The sequence below is a fragment of the Pseudoxanthomonas sp. 134C1 genome, assembly GCF_057773065.1.
The window spans coordinates 66,000-81,959 of the sequence record NZ_JBYMTH010000011.1 but is presented as its reverse complement, the minus strand read 5'-3'; the positions used below and the strand labels follow the sequence as shown (position 1 = coordinate 81,959).

Sequence of the window (15,960 nt, the reverse complement as noted above, 5' to 3'; positions counted from 1 at the left end):
ATCGCCCCGATGGCTTCGACCCCGCCTATGCGTGCCGGGCTTGCCATTTGCGGGCCATCCGGCTGAGCGATTCGTCCGGCTCGTCGACGATCGGCGCGATCTCGCGCCAGGCCAGATCCAGCGACTCCTCGCTGACCACGTAACGTTCGTCCGCACCGGCGCGGATCACGTAACGCACGTCGTAGTGCCAGTGTCCCGGCACATCCTTGCGTTCGGGAATCCAGTGCCGGTCCAGATCGAAGATCGCGGCACCCTCCAGCCGCAGGTCCGGCAGTCCTGATTCCTCCTCGGCTTCCTTCAGGGCAACCTGGCCCATGTCGGTGTCGCCATCGGCGTGGCCGCCCAGTTGCAGCCAGCGCGCCAGCTTGCGGTGGTGGGTCAGCAGGATGCGCCGGCCGTCGGCGCTGACCAGCCAGGCGCCTCCGGTGAAGTGCCCCTCCAGGCGCTCGCGCAGGAACGGGTTCCGCGTATCCGCCAGCAGCGCCAGGAAATCGTCCACGGTCGCGGCCTCCTCCGGCCAGCGCGCCCGATAGGCCTGCAATTGTTCCATCAACGGTGATTCAAACACGCGCCTGCCCTGTTCAGTTGTGCGGGGGATGATGCTCGCCGCCATTATCCCTCTCCGTGCTGCACCCGCGCTTGTGATCCCCCGCCCGGTTTGGCAAGGTACGGCGCTTCCGTACGGGTGACCCACACACCCGTGACCGCCAAATGACAGGCACCGGCCAAGACCGGTCGCCAACTCCGGGGAAGTCGCGAATGCTCAAATCTTTGTTCAGGGTCAAGCCGCTCGAACCGGCCGGCCATGTGGATGCCGGTGAACCCTTTGAAGGCAGTCTCGATGGCGAGGCCACCCTCAAACGGACCCTGACAGCGAAGCATCTGACCATGCTGGGTGTCGGCGCGGTCATCGGCGCCGGCATCTTCGTGCTCACCGGCCAGGCCGCCGCCAACCACGCCGGTCCGGCCATCATGCTGAGTTTCGTGCTGGCCGGTTTCGCCTGCGCCCTGGCCGGCCTGTGCTACGCCGAGTTCGCCGCGCTGATGCCGGTGTCGGGCAGCGCCTATTCGTACTCCTACGCCACCCTGGGCGAATTCGTCGCCTGGTTCATCGGCTGGTGCCTGGTGCTGGAATACCTGTTCGCCTCCTCCACCGTCGCGGTGGGCTGGTCGGGCTATCTGGTCAGCTTCCTCACCACCACGCTGAACCTGCCCTTCCCGATGCAGCTCACCCAGGCGCCGATCGACTGGAACGGCACCGACTTCGTGTCCACCGGCAGCCTGTTCAACCTGCCGGCCATCCTGATCGTCGCCGCCATCAGCGGCCTGTGCTACGTCGGCATCACCCAGTCCGCGTTCGTCAACGCGATCGTGGTGGCGATCAAGGTGACGGTGATCTGCCTGTTCGTCGGATTCGGCCTGCAGTACATCGATTCGGCCAACTGGACCCCCTTCATTCCGCCCAACGAAGGCCCGGGCAAGTTCGGCTTCGAGGGCGTCACCCGTGCCGCGGCGATCGTGTTCTTCGCCTATATCGGCTTCGACGCCGTCTCCACCGCCGCCGGCGAGGCCAAGAACCCGCAGCGCGACATGCCCATCGGCATCCTCGGTTCGCTGGCGATCTGCACGGTCATCTACATCGTGGTCTGCGCAGTGCTGACCGGCATGACTCATTACAGCCTGCTCGGCACGGCCAAGCCGGTGGCCACCGCGCTGGAAGCCTATCCGAAACTGTCCTGGCTCAAGACATGGGTGGAGATCGGCGCCATCGCCGGCCTGTCCTCGGTGATCCTGGTCATGCTGATGGCGCAGCCGCGCATCTTCTACAGCATGTCCAAGGATGGCCTGATGCCCAAGCTGTTCGGCAAGGTCCATCCCAAGTTCCGCACGCCTTACATCGGCACGATCATCGTCGGCGTGCTCGCCGCCATCCTGGCCGGCCTGATGCCGCTCAACGTGCTGGGCGAACTGGTGTCGATGGGCACCCTGCTGGCCTTCGCCACCGTCTGCATCGGCGTGCTGGTGCTGCGCTATACCCGTCCGGAACTGCCGCGGCCGTTCCGGGTGCCGGCGGCCATCGTCATCTGCCCGGTGGGCGCGATGGCCTGTCTCTATCTGTTCTGGCAGCCCTTCGTGGAGCACTGGCCGATCTTCGTCGGCTGGACGGTGTTCGGCCTGCTGATCTATTTCAGCTACGGCTACCACCACAGCAAACTGCGGCAGAAGGCCTGAGGGCCCGAACGGGCCGGCGCCCGGCGCCGGCCTTTTTCATTGCACGCATCATGACGATGGCCGGGATATCGCCCGCCCGTACGTCTTGATGAAGAACGACGATTGGAAGTGGATTGATGTTCGGACAACTCTGGGCCACCAAACACCCCCATGCCAGCCACAACGACGCAGAAGGGCTGAGCCTGCACCGCACCCTCGGTCCCTGGGGCCTGACCGCGCTGGGTATCGGCGCCGTGATTGGTGGCGGCATCTTCGTCATCACCGGCCAGGCGGCCGCCAACCATGCCGGCCCGGCGATCATGCTGAGCTTCGTGCTGGCGGCGATCTGCTGCACCTTCTGCGCGCTGGCCTACGCCGAGTTCGCGGCGATGGTGCCGGTATCCGGCAGCGCCTACACCTACACCTACGCCACCCTGGGCGAATTGTCCGCCTGGTTCATCGGCTGGATGCTGGTACTGGAATACGGCGTCTCCGCGTCCGCGGTGGCGGTGAGCTGGACCGGTTATTTCCTGAGCCTGCTGGATCACTTCAACATCCACCTGCCCGCGGCGTTCGTCAGCGCGCCGCTGGACGCCAAGCTGCAACCCACCGGCGCCATCGCCAACCTGCCGGCGGCGGCCATCGTACTGCTGCTGACCTGGGTCTGCTACATCGGCATCCGCAAGTCCTCGGCGATGAACATGGCGATGGTGCTGCTGAAGACCGGCCTGATCGTGCTGGTCATCGCGGTCGGCTGGAAGTATGTCGACCCGGCCAACTGGGAACCCTTCATCCCCGCCAACGAAGGACCGGGCAAGTTCGGCTGGGAGGGCGTGCTGCGCGGCGCCTCGATGGTGTTCTTCGCCTACATCGGTTTCGAGGCGGTCTCGGTGGCCGCGCAGGAATCGCACCGCCCGCAGCGCGACATGCCGATCGGCATGCTGCTGTCGCTGGCCATCTGCACCGTACTGTACATCGCGATGGCCGCGGTCATGACCGGACTGGTGCCGTACACCCTGCTGGGCACCGATGAACCGGTGGTCACCGCGGTGGCGGCGCATCCGCAGCTGGGCTGGTTGCGCGTCGTGGTGGAAATCGGCGCGCTGGTCGGCCTGTCCTCGGTGGTGCTGGTGATGATCATCGGGCAGCCGCGCATCTTCATGATCATGGCCCGCGACGGCCTGCTGCCACCGGTGTTCACCAAGATCCACCCCGAGTACCGCACCCCGCACATCAACACCGTCATCACCGGCATCGGCATCGCGCTGCTGGCGGCGCTGTTCCCGCTGGACGTACTGGGCGAGCTGACCTCGATGGGCACCCTGATCGCCTTCGCCGCGGTCTGTGCCGGCGTGCTGATCCTGCGCCGGACCCAGCCGGATCTGCCGCGCCCGTTCCGGATTCCGGCCGCCTGGCTGATCTGCACCCTGGGCATCCTGAGCTGCCTGGCGCTGCTGTCCACCATGACGGCGCACAACTGGTTCCTGATGGCGGTGTGGACGGTGGTCGGTTTCGTGATCTACTTCCTGTACGGCCATCGCCACAGCAAGCTGCGCCGCTGAGTCTTCCCGGGGTACCGCGTCTGCCGCTCATCGGCGGCGGCAGGCGCTAAAATGGGGCCATGAACGCCTCCCTGCCCTATGACACCGCCCGCCTGGGCGAACTGGCCCGCCTGCTGATCGACAACATCCGCGAGCTTTCGCAGGCGGGGTGGACGCCGGCCACCAGCAGCAACTTTTCGCACCGCCTGGACGACCGGCACGCGGCCATCACCGTGTCGGGACGTGACAAGGGCCGGCTGGTGGAAGGCGACATCATGGTCGTGGACTTCGACGGCAAGGCGGTCGGCAGCGACCACCGCCCGTCCGCCGAGACCCTGCTGCACACCCAGCTGTATCGCCGCTTCCCGGAAATCGGCTGCGTGCTGCACACCCATTCCCCGGTGCAGACCATCGCTTCGCGGCTGTATGCCGGCGTGGGCCATATCCGGCTGGAAGGCTACGAACTGCTCAAGGCCTTCCATGGCAACACCACCCACGAGACCGAGATCCAGGTTCCGGTGTTCAGCAATACCCAGGACATGCCGACCCTGGCCGCGCAGGTCGATGCGCTGCTGGACCAGCAACCGCTGTGGGGTTATCTGATCGACGGTCACGGCCTGTACGCCTGGGGCCGCGACATGGCCGAGGCGCGTCGCCACCTGGAGGCCTTCGAGTTCCTGTTCCATTGCGAGCTCGAGCTGCGCAAGCTGGGTTGCCGGCGCTGACAACCCCCTTCGCGCACGGGTTTCCGCCAGGTAACTGGACCGGAACCGGACGCCTGCTACCCTTGCCTTCCCCACGCGTCGAGCCATATCGCCATGAGCCGCCTCCGCATCTTCCATGAAAGCGACCCGGTCACTCCCGAGTTCGCCAGCTACGATCCCGACTTCATCGCCACCGAACTGCAGAAGGTCGGCGTGACCTTCGAGCGCTGGAAGGCCAACCAGCCGATCCAGCCCGGCGCGGCGCCGGAGAACGTGATGGAGGCCTATCGCGCCGATATCGACCGGCTGATTGCCGAACGCGGTTTCAAGACCGTGGACGTGGTCAGCATCGCGCCGGACAACCCCAAGCGCGAGGAAATGCGCGCCAAGTTCCTCGACGAGCATTACCACAAGGAAGACGAAGTCCGTTTCTTCGTCGCCGGCTCGGGCCTGTTCACCCTGCACGTGGACGACAAGATCTACGAAGTGGAATGCGTCCAGGACGACCTCATCGCCGTGCCGGACAGCACCCTGCACTGGTTCGACATGGGACCGGAACCGCATTTCGTCGCCATCCGTTTCTTCACCGAGCCGGACGGCTGGGTCGGCCATTTCACCGGCACCACCATCGCCCAGCAGTTCCCGCGCTATCACGGCCCGACCCGGCCCGAGTAAGCCGGCATCACCCCGCGGCACCGGGCGCGAAGCGCAGATCGGTGCCGCGCTCTTTCATTCCCCGTCTTCCCGAATTCGCCATTCCCCATGCTCCGCGCCATCCTGACCGACATCGAAGGCACCACCAGCAGCATCTCCTTCGTCAAGGACGTGTTGTTCCCCTACGCCCGCCGCGCCCTGCCCGGCTTCGTCCGCGATCATGGCCAGAAGCCGGAAGTGCGGCGCTGGCTGGATGCGGTCGCCACCGAACACGGCGCGATCTGCAGCGATGACGTCATCGTCGAGACGCTGCAGGGCTGGATCGACCAGGACCGCAAGCACACCGCGCTGAAGGCCCTGCAGGGCATGATCTGGGATGCGGGCTACCGCGACGCGGACTTCACCGCGCACATCTATCCGGACGCGACGCCAGCGCTCAGGCAGTGGTACGAACGGGGCTATCCCCTGTACGTCTATTCCTCCGGCTCGGTGCCGGCGCAGAAGCTCTTCTTCGGCCACAGCGACGCCGGCGATCTGACCCCGATGATTTCGGGCTGGTTCGACACCGAAATCGGCGGCAAGCGCGATGCCGACAGCTACCGCCGCATCGCCACGCAGATTGGCGCGCCGGCCGGCGAAATCCTGTTCCTGTCCGATGTGGTCGAGGAACTGGATGCCGCCCGCGAGGCCGGCATGCGCACGCAATTGATCGACCGCCCGCAGGATTATCCGCAGCCGCGCCTGGATGCTGCCGCCAACGGCCATCCGCGCGCGACGGCGTTCGACGCCATCGACCTGCCGCACTGATTCTTGTTGCGAGCGATTCGCATTCCCTCATCCGGCGGCGGCAACGGCTAGACTTCGCGCCGTTGCCAGCCAGCCCGCGCTCGCCAGCACGTCCCGCCAGCCAGCTTCCGCCAGCCAGCCGGGATCCGATGACGCCCCTCCCGGGGCGTTTTTCATTTGCGCCGCTGTTTCGCGTGGATCCTCTCGCCGCGCACCAGCATCGCAACCAGCTTCTCGACACGCGCCGCGCGGGTTTCCGCCTTCTTCGCCGTATGCACCCGCCAGCACACCGCATAGCGGTTGGTGCGATCCAGGCTCTCGAAGAAGACCGCGGCCTTGGGTGTCTTCGCCAGCACCGCCGCCAGGTCCGGCGGCACGTCCATCACCGCCGCGCTCGCATAGGCGGCGGCCCAGCGTCCGTCGGCCCGTGCCAGCTCGATTTCCCGCAGGCCACCCTCGCGCATCCGGCCCGCGGCGATCAGCGCTTCGGCCTTGCCGACATTGATCTTCGACCACAGGCTCCGCGGGCGCCTCGGGGTGAAACGCTGCAGGAAACTCCTTTCGTCGAATGTCCGCCGCTGGCCGTCGATCCAGCCGTGGCACAGCGCGACTTCCAGTGCCTCCGCATAGCTCACCGAAACCACCCCCGCGTCCTTCTTCGCGATCCGCAGCCACAGGCCGGGACGGGTCGTATTCGCGCCCAGCCATTTTTCCCAGGCCATGGCGGTACGGAACAGCTTGATCGGCAGGTCGAGCGCATCGGCGGCCATCGGCATGCTTCCTGAAGGCGGGTTTCGGGAGGATCGTCTTCTGAAGACGTGCGCAGCCGCTGGGACGTGCGTCAACGCATTCCTATTCCGCCGCCTGCTGCAGCCGATAGCTCGCCGCGGCGTGCTGTTCGCCCTGCCAGGGATCGAGCGCGCGCACTTCGATCCGATGTTCACCCACCGCCAGGTCGGTCGGCAGCGTGCCGCGCCACAGGTGGGTGGACACATTGGCCTCCGGCGAGCGGTCATAGCCCCGCAGCGCGGGCGCGGCATCGTCTGCGACGTTTTCCGCCAGCAACGCCGGATCGGCCTGCAGCACCCGCCGCATCGGTTTCCATTCGCCCCCGTCGATCCGGTACTCGACCCGCGTATCGGCCTCGCCCATGTAGACGTTGGCGTACACCCCGTAGGCCGGATAGGCGCCCTGCCGCAGCACCTTTGGCGCATGCAGGCCGATTGCCGGATCACCGGCGGCGCGCGCCACCTGGTAGCGCAGCGCATAGCGACCGTCCGCCTGGATCGTCAGCCACGCATGGCCGTTGGGTGTGCCGTCGCTCATCGTGGTGTCGGGGATGCCCTGCGCATCCTTCACCCCCGACCAGAACGCACCGCAGGTCGCGCCGACGTTGTACTCGTGCAGCGGCTGCGCGCCGTGCCAGCCGGTCTCCGCGCCGTGCCGGAAATGGCGCTGGTTGTGGGTGTGCGCGCTGATCAGCAGCACCTGCGCATGGTCCCGCAGCAAGGTGAACAGGCGCTCGCGATCCGCGCGGCGGAAAGTCTCCACGCCCGGCACGGGGTCGAAGAACGGGATATGCGCGGCGATGATCACCCGGCGCTCCTTCGGCAACGTCGCCAGATACCGCCTGAGGAAATCGAACTGCTCTTCGCGCAGACCGCCGATGTAGTCCGGCTTCTGGCCGGGGCGATAGAGCACGTCGTCCAGCACGACGAAGCTGGCCTGCGGTTCCTCCCACGCATAGGTATCGGGCCCGTAGACGTTGCGGAAGCTCAGCAGCGAGTCCTCGTCGGCCTGTGCATCGAAATCCAGATCGTGGTTTCCCGCGACGTGCAGCCAGGGCACGCCGAGTTTCGCGGTGACCCGGTTCATGTCGGCATACAGGCTGAGGTCGTCGTTGACGATGTCGCCCACACTCAGGCCCAGCTTCGCATCGTGGCGCCCCATCAGCGGCGCCACGATGTCACGCTCGTAGTAGTCCACATCGGTCCGCGTCTTGGGCTGCGGATCACCGAACACCAGCATCTCCAGACTGGCGCCGGCCCTGCGGCGCGGAGCGTCCAACAGGCCGAAATCCAACGCGGCGGGGGTGGTGGCCGCCGGAATGCCGCCGTACTTCAGCGCGGGCGATCCCTGCGGGAACAGGTGCTGCCAGAACCGGGGCAAGCCATCGGCGCCGGTCGGCACGGCGTACCCTGCCGGCTTGATCACGAACACGGTGGCACGCTCGCGTCCGGGCAGCCGATAGCCTCCCCGCGCATCACTGATGGCGACATCGCGACCGTTGGATACCTTCACCCCGGCCAGGCCCCGTTCGCGTGGATCGCGGCGACCATCACCGTTGGCGTCCAGGTAGACCACCCCGGTTACATCGGCCAATGCCGGTTCGGCGGGCGCAGCCGCGGCAACGAACTGCGCGACGGCGGCGATATCCGATGCTCGCGACGCCGCCGGTACGTTCGCGCCGGCCAGCAACGCCATGGCGGCGAGCGGCAGCCCTACCACGCGCTTGCTCATATCAATGGATTCCCGGTAACGCCCCGCGGGCAACCCGCCGATTATCGTGCGACGGCGGCGTGCCTCGCCACCGCGACGCGCCATCAGGCGGAATGACGGGCCGCGAGCAATGCCTCGACGTCGGCCAGTCCAAGCCCCCGACTGCGCAGCAGCACCAGCAGGTGATACAGCAGGTCCGCGCTTTCGCCGAGCAGCGCCGCCTCGTCCTGCGCCACCGCGGCCAGCGCCGTCTCCACGCCTTCCTCCCCGACCTTCTGCGCAATCCGGCGCACGCCTTCCCCGAACAGGCGGGTGGTGTAGCTGCCCGACGGACGTTCGCGCTCGCGGCGCGCCACCAGTGCATCCAGTTCGGCCAGGAACGAGCCCGGCGCATCGGCGAAGCAACTGGCGCGCTGGAGGTGGCAGGTCGGCCCGTGCGGCACCGCCCGGACCAGCAGAGTGTCGTTGTCGCAGTCGGCCTCGATGTCCCGCACTTCCAGCACATGGCCGGAACTCTCGCCCTTCATCCACAGGCGCTGCTTGCTGCGGCTGTAGAACGTCACCCGGCCGCTGGCCAGGGTCGCGTCCAGCGCTTCCCGGTTCATGTAGCCGAGCATCAGGACGCGCAGGGTGGCCGCATCCTGCACGATCACCGGGAGCAGGCCATCGCCCTTGCTCCAGTCCAGTTGATCCCGTTCAAGCGACATCACGCACCTCGATGTCCTGCGTGCGCAGGAAATGCTTCAGATCCGGAATGGCGATCCGGCCGCTGTGGAACACGCTGGCGGCCAGCGCGCCATCGACGTCGGTACGCTGGAATACCTCGGCGAAGTGCTCCTGTTCCCCCGCGCCACCCGACGCCACCAGTGGCACCGCGCAGATCGCACGGACAGCGGAAAGCTGTTCGATGTCGTAGCCGCGCCGCACGCCGTCGCTGTCCATGCAGTTGAGCACGATCTCACCGGCACCCAGCCGCTGCGCTTCGATCACCCAGTCCAGCGTACGCACCGGTAGCGCGCGGGTGCGCGTCGGATCGCCGGTGTACTGGCGCACGCGCCATTCGCCGTCGTCCTCGCGCACCGAATCGATGCCGACCACCACGCACTGCACGCCGAACGCCCGCGCCAGTTCGCCGATCAGCACCGGCCGTTCCAGCGCCGGCGTGTTGATCGAAATCTTGTCCGCGCCGGCATGCAGCACCCGCCGCGCGGTGTCCACGTCGCGGATGCCGCCGGCCACGCAGAACGGGATGTCCAGCAGGCGCGAGACCCGCTCCACCCAGGTGTAGTCGACCGATCGCCCTTCCGGACTGGCGCCGATGTCGTAGAACACCAACTCGTCGGCGCCGGCATCGCGATAGCGCAGCGCCAGCTCGGTGATGTCGCCCATGTCGACGTGATCGCGGAAGCGCACGCCCTTGACCACGCGGCCGTCGCGCACGTCCAGGCAGGGAATGATGCGCCGGCTCAGCATGACAGCGCCTCGGCGACACTGAAGCGGCCTTCCAGCAGCGCGCGCCCCAGCACGATGCCCGCGCAACCTTGCGCGCGCGCGGCGGCGATATCGTCCAGCGCACGCACGCCGCCGGACGCCTGCACGCGCAGGCGCGGCGCAACCACGCCCAGATGCCGGTAAAGCTCGAGATTGGGGCCTGACAACATGCCGTCGCGGGCGATGTCGGTACTGAGCGCGTGGACCAGTCCGCCTGCCTCGAACCGGATCGCCATGTCGTCCAGGATGACGCCCGCGTCCTCGGTCCAGCCGTGCACCGGCAATCGCCAGACGCCGGCGTCGTCCTGTCGCGTATCCAGCGCCACAGTGATGCGTTCGGCGCTGAACTCGGCCAGCCACGCCAGCACCGCGTCCGGTTCACGCACCGCCAGCGACCCGATCACCACCCGCGCCGCGCCCGCATCGAGCAGGCGCGCGACGTCCTCGCGCGATCGCACGCCGCCGCCTGTCTGCAGCCGCAGGCCGGTGGTCGCGGCGATATCGCGCAGCAGCGGCGCCAGGGTGTAGCCGCCGGCACGCGCGGCGTCCAGATCCACCAGATGCAGCCAGTCCGCGCCCTGTTCCGCATAACCGCGGATGATTGCCAGCGGATCGTCGCCGTAGCGTGTTTCGCGCGCGTAGTCGCCCTGGGCCAGCCGAACCACCCGGCCATCGCGGATGTCGATGGCGGGATAGGCCTGGAAGGCTGGTTGCGCAGGCGTATCCGCCGAGACCACGGCCATCATTGCAATCCTGTTTCGATGAAGTTGCGGATCAGCCGCGCGCCGATCTCCGCCGAACGTTCCGGATGGAACTGCGCGCCGGCCACGCGGCCGCGCTGCACCACCGCGGCGAACGGCTGTCCGTGTTCGCTGCTCATCAGGCAGTCCGCACCGACCGGTGCGGCATAGCTGTGCACGAAGTACGCATGGCCGCCATCCAGACCGGCGGTCAAGCCGGATTCCCGCCGCGCGTGCAGGGTGTTCCAGCCCATGTGCGGTACCCGGATGCCGGGCCGGGTCGGTAGTCGCGCCACCTTTCCGGGCAACAGGCCCAGACAGGGCGTGTCGTCTTCCTCGGAGTGCTCGAACAGCAGTTGCATGCCCACGCAGACGCCCAGCAGTGGCTGTTCGAGCTCACGCAACACATCCACGAGCGCCTGTTCGCGCAGCCGCGCCATCACCGTGGCGGCGGTGCTCACGCCGGGCAGGATGACCCGGTCGGCGGAACGGATGACCGCCGCGTCCGCGGTGAGCGTGGCCTCCACGCCCAGCCGCTCCAGCGCGTAGCGGACCGAGCCGATGTTGGCGCCACCGGCATCGACCAGTGCCACCTGCATCACAATGCTCCCTTGGTCGACGGCAACTCCGCGCCTTCGCGGCGGATCGCCTGGCGCAATGCGCGCGCCAGCGCCTTGAAGCAGGCTTCGACCTTGTGGTGATCGTTGTCGCCGCGCACGCTCAGATTGAGGTTCAGTCCGGAAGCGTCGCATAGCGAACGGAAGAAATGCGGCACCAGTTCGGTCGGCAGATCGCCGACCTTCTCGCGCCGGAACTCGCCCTCAAAGACGAAATAAGGCCGCCCGCTGAAATCCAGCGCGGCGCTGGCGAGGGTCTCGTCCATTGGCAGCGTGAATCCGTAGCGCCCGATACCGCGCTTGTCGCCCAGTGCCTGTTTCAGCGCCTGCCCAAGCGCCAGCCCGGTGTCCTCCACCGTGTGGTGCTCGTCGATGTGCAGGTCGCCCTCGGTGTCGATGCGCAGGGTGAAGCCGCCATGCTTGCCGATCTGTTCCAGCATGTGATCGAAGAAGGGCAGTCCGGTGTGGATGACCGGATCGGCCACTTGATCCAGGTCCACGTCCACCCGGATGCGGGTTTCCCTGGTATTGCGCTGAACGTTCGCCCGCCGCGGCGCATCGGCCAGTTCGTGGGCGATCGATGGCCAGTCCCACTCGCCGCCGAACTGCGGCGTCTTCAACTGGAACCCGCGGATGCGCAGGTTGTCGGCGAACTGGATGTCGGTGGGCCGATCGCCGACCATCGCCGAACGCGTCCAGTCGATGTCGCGGTTCTGCAGATAGTGCAGCACCAGGCCGATGCCCGGCTTGCGGGTCGGCCGGTTTTCTTCCGGCCAGCTCGGGTCCACCAGCACTTCGCGGAAACGGATGCCCTGGCTTTCGAATATCTGAAGCATCAGGTCATTCGGCCCATCGAACGACGCCTGCGGATAACCCTCGCCACCCAGTCCGTCCTGGTTGCTGACAATGACGAACTGGTAGCCGGCGTCGCGTAGTTTCAGCAGCGCTGGAATGCAGTCGCGTACGAACCGGATCTTCTCGTAGGCATCGATCTGGAAATCGGCCGGCTCCTCGATGAGGGTGCCGTCGCGGTCGATGAACAGGATCGGGGTCATGCCGCCGCCTCCCGAACCGCCAGCGCCGACAGTACCCGATCGTTCTGTTCCGGACTGCCGATACTGATGCGCAGCGCATCGCCCAGTTGCGGCGCCGCACGCTGATCGCGCACGACCACCCCGGTGGACAGCAGCGCCGCGAACGCGTGGTCGGCGTCGTCGAACCGCACCAGCAGATAGTTGCCCTGCGAGGGATAGACACGACGCACGCCCGGTAGCGTCGCCAGCGCGTCGCGCATCCGCGCACGTTCGCGCCGCACGACCGCGACCCGCTCCCGGGTCTGCGCCAGTGCCGCGGGCGCCAGACCCGCGAGCGCCAGTTCCGCGCAGGGCGCGGGTATCGGGTATGGCGCCTGGCATGCGCGCAACACCGTGATCAGTTCTTTCGTGGCGATCGCCACGCCGATCCGCGCGGCGGCCAGCGCATGCGCCTTGGACAAGGTGCGCAACACGACCAGGTTGGAAAACCGCGCAATCAGCGAGGCGGCCGAGGGAACATCGGAGAACTCAACGTAGGCCTCGTCGACCACCAGCAGCGCGCGACCGGCCAGGCGTTCGGCCAGCCCGGCGATTTCCTCCAGCGCGCAGGCGCGTCCGGTGGGGTTGGTGGGCGAGCACAGGAACACGAGCCTGGCGCGGCTCGCCAGTGCGGCGGCGACCAATGCATCCGGATCCGGCTCGAAGCCCCGTTCCGTATCGCGCAACGGCACATCGATGAGCGGCGCGTCCTGCAACCGCGCGGACACCGCATACATGCCGAATACCGGCGAGCTGATGACCACGCCATCGCGTCCCGGCACGCACAGCGCGCGCACCAGCAGGTCAATCGCCTCGTCGCTGCCGCGTCCGATCAGCAACTGCTCCGCGGCACAGCCATACAGATCGGCCAACGCGGCGCGCAATGCCGCCGGTTGCGGCTCCGGATAGCGCTGGCAGAGCGCGCCGGCGTCCGCGGGATTGGACCAGGCCGACTCGTTGGCATTGAGCCAGACATCGCCGCGCAGTATCTCGGTGCGCGCCGATTTGTAGCCTCCGAAACCGCGCAGATCGGGCCTGATCAGATCAAGCACGCTGGAATCCGTCGCATTGGCACGGGACGCGTTCATGCCGCCTCCAGCCGCAGCGCGACCGCGTTGGCATGCGCGTCCAGGCCTTCCGCGCGCGCCAGCGTCAGCGCGCATCCGCCGATACCGCCGATGCCCGCGCGGCTGGCCGCCTGCACGCTGACGAAATTCTGGAAGCTGGCCACGCTCACGCCGCTGTAGGCGCGCGCGGCGCCGCTGGTCGGCAATACATGGTTGGTGCCGCTGCAATAGTCGCCCAAGGCCTCCGGCGTGTAGTCGCCCAGGAACACCGAACCCGCGGCCTCCACCCGGTCCAGCCAGGCGCGCGGGTCGCGCAGCGCCAGGATCAGGTGTTCCGGCGCGTATTCGTTGCTGATGGTGAAGGCATCGTCCAGCCGGTCCACTTCGATCAGGCGCGAGCCGGACAGCGCCTGGCGGGCGATGGCCGCGCGCGGAAGCGCGGCGAGCTGGCGTTCGAGTTCGACCGCGACGCGGTCGATGAGCGTAGGCGCGTCCGACAGCAGCAGCACCTGCGAATCCGGGCCGTGTTCCGCCTGCGACAGCAGATCGGCGGCAACGAACGCGGGATCCGCCCCGGCATCGGCGATCACGAGCACTTCCGACGGACCCGCCGGCATGTCGATGGCGGCCGCACCGGCCTGCGCGACCTGCTGTTTCGCTTCGGTCACATAGCTGTTGCCGGGGCCGAACAGTTTGTCGCAGCGGGGCACGCTGGCGGTGCCGAAGGCCATCGCCGCGATTGCCTGCGCGCCACCGAGCTTGAACACCCGGGTGACGCCAGTCATCCGCGCGGCCACCAGCACGGCGGGATCGGCGCTGCCGTCGGCGCGCGGCGGCGTGCACAACACCACCTCGCGGCAACCGGCCAGGCGCGCGGGCACACCCAGCATCAATGCGGTGGAAGGCAACGGCGCGCTGCCGGCGGGTACGTACAGGCCCACGCGCGGAATCGGGCGGATCATCCGCTCGCAGAGCACGCCGGGCGCGGTTTCGACCGCGTATGGCTGGGCCATGCCCGCGCGGTGGAAGGTGTCGATGCGGGCGACCGCCTCCTCCATCGCCTGTTTCAGCGCGGGCGCCACCGCCACCTCGGCGGCGGCGAATTCCGCCGCGCCCACCTCGAAATCATCCAGCGCCACGCCGTCGAAGCGACTGGTGAATTCACGCAGCGCGGGATCGCCGAGCTGGCGCACTTCCGCCAGCACCGCCGCGACCGCGTCACGGGTACGCTGCGCCACCATCTGCACGGGTCGGCGCAGCGCGCCGCGGCGTTGTTCACCATCCAGTCGGGACCAGATCAGCCGGTTCATGCCAGCGACCTTTCGACCGAAAGCACCATCAATCCCTGCGCGCCGGCGCGCTCCAGCTCCTCCAGCCGCTGCCAGGTGATCACACCGTGGCACATGGTCTGCAATGAAAGCGGGCCTTCGCCGGAACCGGGCAGTTGGACCAATGGTTCCGCATCCGGCAGCAGGCGCGAGAGCTCGGCCACGGTGTCGCGATTGGCGCGGAACATCAGCAACTTGCTGTCCTTCAGCTTGAGTACGCCGTCGACCCGGCGCAGCAGCATCGACGCCAGCCCGGCGCGTTCGTCATCGAATTCGCGGACCGGGCCGGCCAGCACGGCTTCGCTGTCCAGCAGGGTTTCCACCGGCTTGAGCTGGTTGGCCGCCAGCGTGGCGCCGCTGGACACCAGATCGCAGATCAGATCGGCCGTTCCCAGGCGCGGGGCGATTTCGACCGAACCGGACAACTCCACCACCCCCGCTTCCACCCCCTGGCGCTCCAGCCAGTTCGACAGGATCGCGGGATAACTGGTGGCGATGCGCAGGCCCTGCAACTGACCTGCTCCCTGCCATTCCCAGTGGTCCGGTACCGCCAGCATCAGCCGGCATTGGCCGAAGCCGAGCGGACGCAGCGCCTGGTAGGCCGGCGCCAGACCGGCGCGCGCGCGTTCGCCGGCCTGCTCGTCGAGTTCGTTGCGACCGACCACGCCGAAGTCGCACACCCCATCGGCGATCAGGCCCGGGATGTCGTCATCGCGCACCAGCAGCAGATCGATCGGCAGCGATTCGCCGTAGCAGAACAGCTTGTCACGACTCTCTCGCCAGCTCAGCCCGCAGGCAGCGAGCAGCGCGCGCGCGGGCTCGGCCAGGCGGCCACTTTTCTGGATGGCGATGCGCAGGCGATCGCGCGTCGCGGGTACAGCCCTGGGACTCATGGGGAGGGACTCAGTGGGAGGCGCCGTTGGCGCGCGGTTGCTGCTGCTGGAACGCGGTGGCGTAGCCGCCGGTGCCGCGTTCGAGGGTGCGGGCGACCCGCCCGATGGTGGTGACGCTGACCTGGGTCAGTTCATGGATTTCACGGTAGGGCACGCCCTTGAGCAGCAGCGGAACCACCCGCCAGCGATCCGCCATGGCCTCCAGCTCGGCCGGCGTGCACAGGTCTTCCAGGAACGCCCGTACCTGCCCGGCTTCACCCAGGCTCGCCAACGCCTCGGACAGCGCCTGCAGCGAGGTGCTTTCGGTACGGTCGTCGGCGGGAGCGGCAGGGCGGCGTTTCATAGGGGAACCGGAG

The 15,960-nt window shown here is 67.7% G+C and carries 17 protein-coding genes; 5 read left to right on the top strand and 12 right to left on the bottom strand.

Going from position 1 to position 15,960, the window contains the following annotated elements:
• Positions 1 to 25 precede the first annotated feature (25 nt).
• A complete protein-coding gene (locus AC3DEZ_RS17580) occupies positions 26 to 550 on the bottom strand; it encodes an NUDIX hydrolase (protein WP_488389461.1) in 525 nt (174 codons plus the stop codon).
• Between the two features lie 209 nt (positions 551 to 759).
• Here AC3DEZ_RS17580 and AC3DEZ_RS17575 point away from each other — a divergent pair, with 209 nt between their 5' ends.
• From AC3DEZ_RS17575 to mtnC, 5 genes are all read left to right on the top strand, one after another.
• Positions 760 to 2,232, top strand: a complete 1,473-nt coding sequence (locus AC3DEZ_RS17575; RefSeq protein WP_488389391.1) for an amino acid permease — start codon at positions 760 to 762, stop codon at positions 2,230 to 2,232.
• Positions 2,233 to 2,348: 116 nt separating this feature from the next.
• Positions 2,349 to 3,773, top strand: a complete 1,425-nt coding sequence (locus AC3DEZ_RS17570; protein WP_447102536.1) for an amino acid permease — start codon at positions 2,349 to 2,351, stop codon at positions 3,771 to 3,773.
• A 59-nt stretch (positions 3,774 to 3,832) separates the two neighbouring features.
• Positions 3,833 to 4,477: a methylthioribulose 1-phosphate dehydratase gene (locus AC3DEZ_RS17565; protein WP_488389390.1), complete on the top strand. Its 645-nt coding sequence runs from the start codon at positions 3,833 to 3,835 to the stop codon at positions 4,475 to 4,477.
• Between the two features lie 93 nt (positions 4,478 to 4,570).
• A complete protein-coding gene (locus tag AC3DEZ_RS17560) occupies positions 4,571 to 5,131 on the top strand; it encodes a 1,2-dihydroxy-3-keto-5-methylthiopentene dioxygenase (protein ID WP_488389389.1) in 561 nt (186 codons plus the stop codon).
• Positions 5,132 to 5,218: 87 nt separating this feature from the next.
• Positions 5,219 to 5,917 carry an acireductone synthase gene (gene mtnC / locus AC3DEZ_RS17555; protein WP_488389388.1) on the top strand — a complete coding sequence of 233 codons (699 nt, stop codon included), beginning with the start codon at positions 5,219 to 5,221 and terminating at the stop codon, positions 5,915 to 5,917.
• Between the two features lie 152 nt (positions 5,918 to 6,069).
• On the opposite strand, the gene AC3DEZ_RS17550 is transcribed toward mtnC, so the two are convergent.
• The 11 genes from AC3DEZ_RS17550 to AC3DEZ_RS17500 form a co-directional block, all read right to left on the bottom strand.
• Positions 6,070 to 6,666: a YdeI/OmpD-associated family protein gene (locus tag AC3DEZ_RS17550; RefSeq protein ID WP_488389387.1), complete on the bottom strand. Its 597-nt coding sequence runs from the start codon at positions 6,664 to 6,666 to the stop codon at positions 6,070 to 6,072.
• A gap of 82 nt (positions 6,667 to 6,748) precedes the next feature.
• The gene (locus AC3DEZ_RS17545; RefSeq protein WP_488389386.1) at positions 6,749 to 8,416 is read right to left on the bottom strand and encodes a calcineurin-like phosphoesterase C-terminal domain-containing protein; all 1,668 of its coding nucleotides are present in this window, start codon (positions 8,414 to 8,416) and stop codon (positions 6,749 to 6,751) included.
• 83 nt (positions 8,417 to 8,499) lie between these two features.
• Positions 8,500 to 9,102 (bottom strand): bifunctional phosphoribosyl-AMP cyclohydrolase/phosphoribosyl-ATP diphosphatase HisIE, encoded by a 603-nt coding sequence (gene hisIE, locus AC3DEZ_RS17540; protein WP_488389385.1) that lies wholly within the window; start codon positions 9,100 to 9,102, stop codon positions 8,500 to 8,502.
• Positions 9,092 to 9,868, bottom strand: coding sequence for an imidazole glycerol phosphate synthase subunit HisF (gene hisF, locus AC3DEZ_RS17535; RefSeq protein ID WP_488389384.1), 777 nt, complete (start codon positions 9,866 to 9,868; stop codon positions 9,092 to 9,094). The genes hisIE and hisF overlap by 11 nt, the downstream gene beginning before the upstream one ends.
• Positions 9,862 to 10,629, bottom strand: coding sequence for a 1-(5-phosphoribosyl)-5-[(5-phosphoribosylamino)methylideneamino]imidazole-4-carboxamide isomerase (hisA, locus tag AC3DEZ_RS17530; RefSeq protein WP_488389383.1), 768 nt, complete (start codon positions 10,627 to 10,629; stop codon positions 9,862 to 9,864). Before hisA ends, hisF begins: the two co-directional genes overlap by 7 nt.
• Positions 10,629 to 11,228 (bottom strand): imidazole glycerol phosphate synthase subunit HisH, encoded by a 600-nt coding sequence (hisH, locus tag AC3DEZ_RS17525; protein ID WP_488389382.1) that lies wholly within the window; start codon positions 11,226 to 11,228, stop codon positions 10,629 to 10,631. Before hisH ends, hisA begins: the two co-directional genes overlap by 1 nt.
• Positions 11,225 to 12,298: a bifunctional histidinol-phosphatase/imidazoleglycerol-phosphate dehydratase HisB gene (gene hisB / locus AC3DEZ_RS17520; RefSeq protein ID WP_488389381.1), complete on the bottom strand. Its 1,074-nt coding sequence runs from the start codon at positions 12,296 to 12,298 to the stop codon at positions 11,225 to 11,227. The genes hisH and hisB overlap by 4 nt, the downstream gene beginning before the upstream one ends.
• Entirely contained in the window at positions 12,295 to 13,404 is a 1,110-nt protein-coding gene (gene hisC / locus AC3DEZ_RS17515) for a histidinol-phosphate transaminase (RefSeq protein ID WP_488389380.1), read from the bottom strand. Before hisC ends, hisB begins: the two co-directional genes overlap by 4 nt.
• Complete coding sequence (hisD, locus tag AC3DEZ_RS17510) at positions 13,401 to 14,693, bottom strand: histidinol dehydrogenase (protein ID WP_488389379.1); 1,293 nt, start codon at positions 14,691 to 14,693, stop codon at positions 13,401 to 13,403. Before hisD ends, hisC begins: the two co-directional genes overlap by 4 nt.
• Positions 14,690 to 15,604 (bottom strand): ATP phosphoribosyltransferase, encoded by a 915-nt coding sequence (gene hisG / locus AC3DEZ_RS17505; protein ID WP_488389378.1) that lies wholly within the window; start codon positions 15,602 to 15,604, stop codon positions 14,690 to 14,692. The genes hisD and hisG overlap by 4 nt, the downstream gene beginning before the upstream one ends.
• Before the next feature lie 10 nt (positions 15,605 to 15,614).
• Positions 15,615 to 15,947, bottom strand: coding sequence for a YerC/YecD family TrpR-related protein (locus AC3DEZ_RS17500; protein WP_488389377.1), 333 nt, complete (start codon positions 15,945 to 15,947; stop codon positions 15,615 to 15,617).
• Positions 15,948 to 15,960: the final 13 nt, after the last annotated feature.

Excerpts from the sequence above, each read along its gene's own strand:
- hisB (WP_488389381.1), bottom strand. The coding sequence starts at position 12,298 with ATGACCCCGATCCTGTTCATCGACCGCGACGGCACCCTCATCGAGGAG.
- AC3DEZ_RS17580 (WP_488389461.1), bottom strand. The coding sequence starts at position 550 with ATGGAACAATTGCAGGCCTATCGGGCGCGCTGGCCGGAGGAGGCCGCG.
- AC3DEZ_RS17500 (WP_488389377.1), bottom strand. The coding sequence starts at position 15,947 with ATGAAACGCCGCCCTGCCGCTCCCGCCGACGACCGTACCGAAAGCACC.
- hisIE (WP_488389385.1), bottom strand. The coding sequence starts at position 9,102 with ATGTCGCTTGAACGGGATCAACTGGACTGGAGCAAGGGCGATGGCCTG.
- AC3DEZ_RS17565 (WP_488389390.1), top strand. The coding sequence starts at position 3,833 with ATGAACGCCTCCCTGCCCTATGACACCGCCCGCCTGGGCGAACTGGCC.
- AC3DEZ_RS17560 (WP_488389389.1), top strand. The coding sequence starts at position 4,571 with ATGAGCCGCCTCCGCATCTTCCATGAAAGCGACCCGGTCACTCCCGAG.
- AC3DEZ_RS17570 (WP_447102536.1), top strand. The coding sequence starts at position 2,349 with ATGTTCGGACAACTCTGGGCCACCAAACACCCCCATGCCAGCCACAAC.
- AC3DEZ_RS17550 (WP_488389387.1), bottom strand. The coding sequence starts at position 6,666 with ATGGCCGCCGATGCGCTCGACCTGCCGATCAAGCTGTTCCGTACCGCC.
- hisD (WP_488389379.1), bottom strand. The coding sequence starts at position 14,693 with ATGAACCGGCTGATCTGGTCCCGACTGGATGGTGAACAACGCCGCGGC.
- AC3DEZ_RS17575 (WP_488389391.1), top strand. The coding sequence starts at position 760 with ATGCTCAAATCTTTGTTCAGGGTCAAGCCGCTCGAACCGGCCGGCCAT.
- mtnC (WP_488389388.1), top strand. The coding sequence starts at position 5,219 with ATGCTCCGCGCCATCCTGACCGACATCGAAGGCACCACCAGCAGCATC.
- hisG (WP_488389378.1), bottom strand. The coding sequence starts at position 15,604 with ATGAGTCCCAGGGCTGTACCCGCGACGCGCGATCGCCTGCGCATCGCC.
- hisF (WP_488389384.1), bottom strand. The coding sequence starts at position 9,868 with ATGCTGAGCCGGCGCATCATTCCCTGCCTGGACGTGCGCGACGGCCGC.
- hisC (WP_488389380.1), bottom strand. The coding sequence starts at position 13,404 with ATGAACGCGTCCCGTGCCAATGCGACGGATTCCAGCGTGCTTGATCTG.
- hisA (WP_488389383.1), bottom strand. The coding sequence starts at position 10,629 with ATGGCCGTGGTCTCGGCGGATACGCCTGCGCAACCAGCCTTCCAGGCC.
- AC3DEZ_RS17545 (WP_488389386.1), bottom strand. The coding sequence starts at position 8,416 with ATGAGCAAGCGCGTGGTAGGGCTGCCGCTCGCCGCCATGGCGTTGCTG.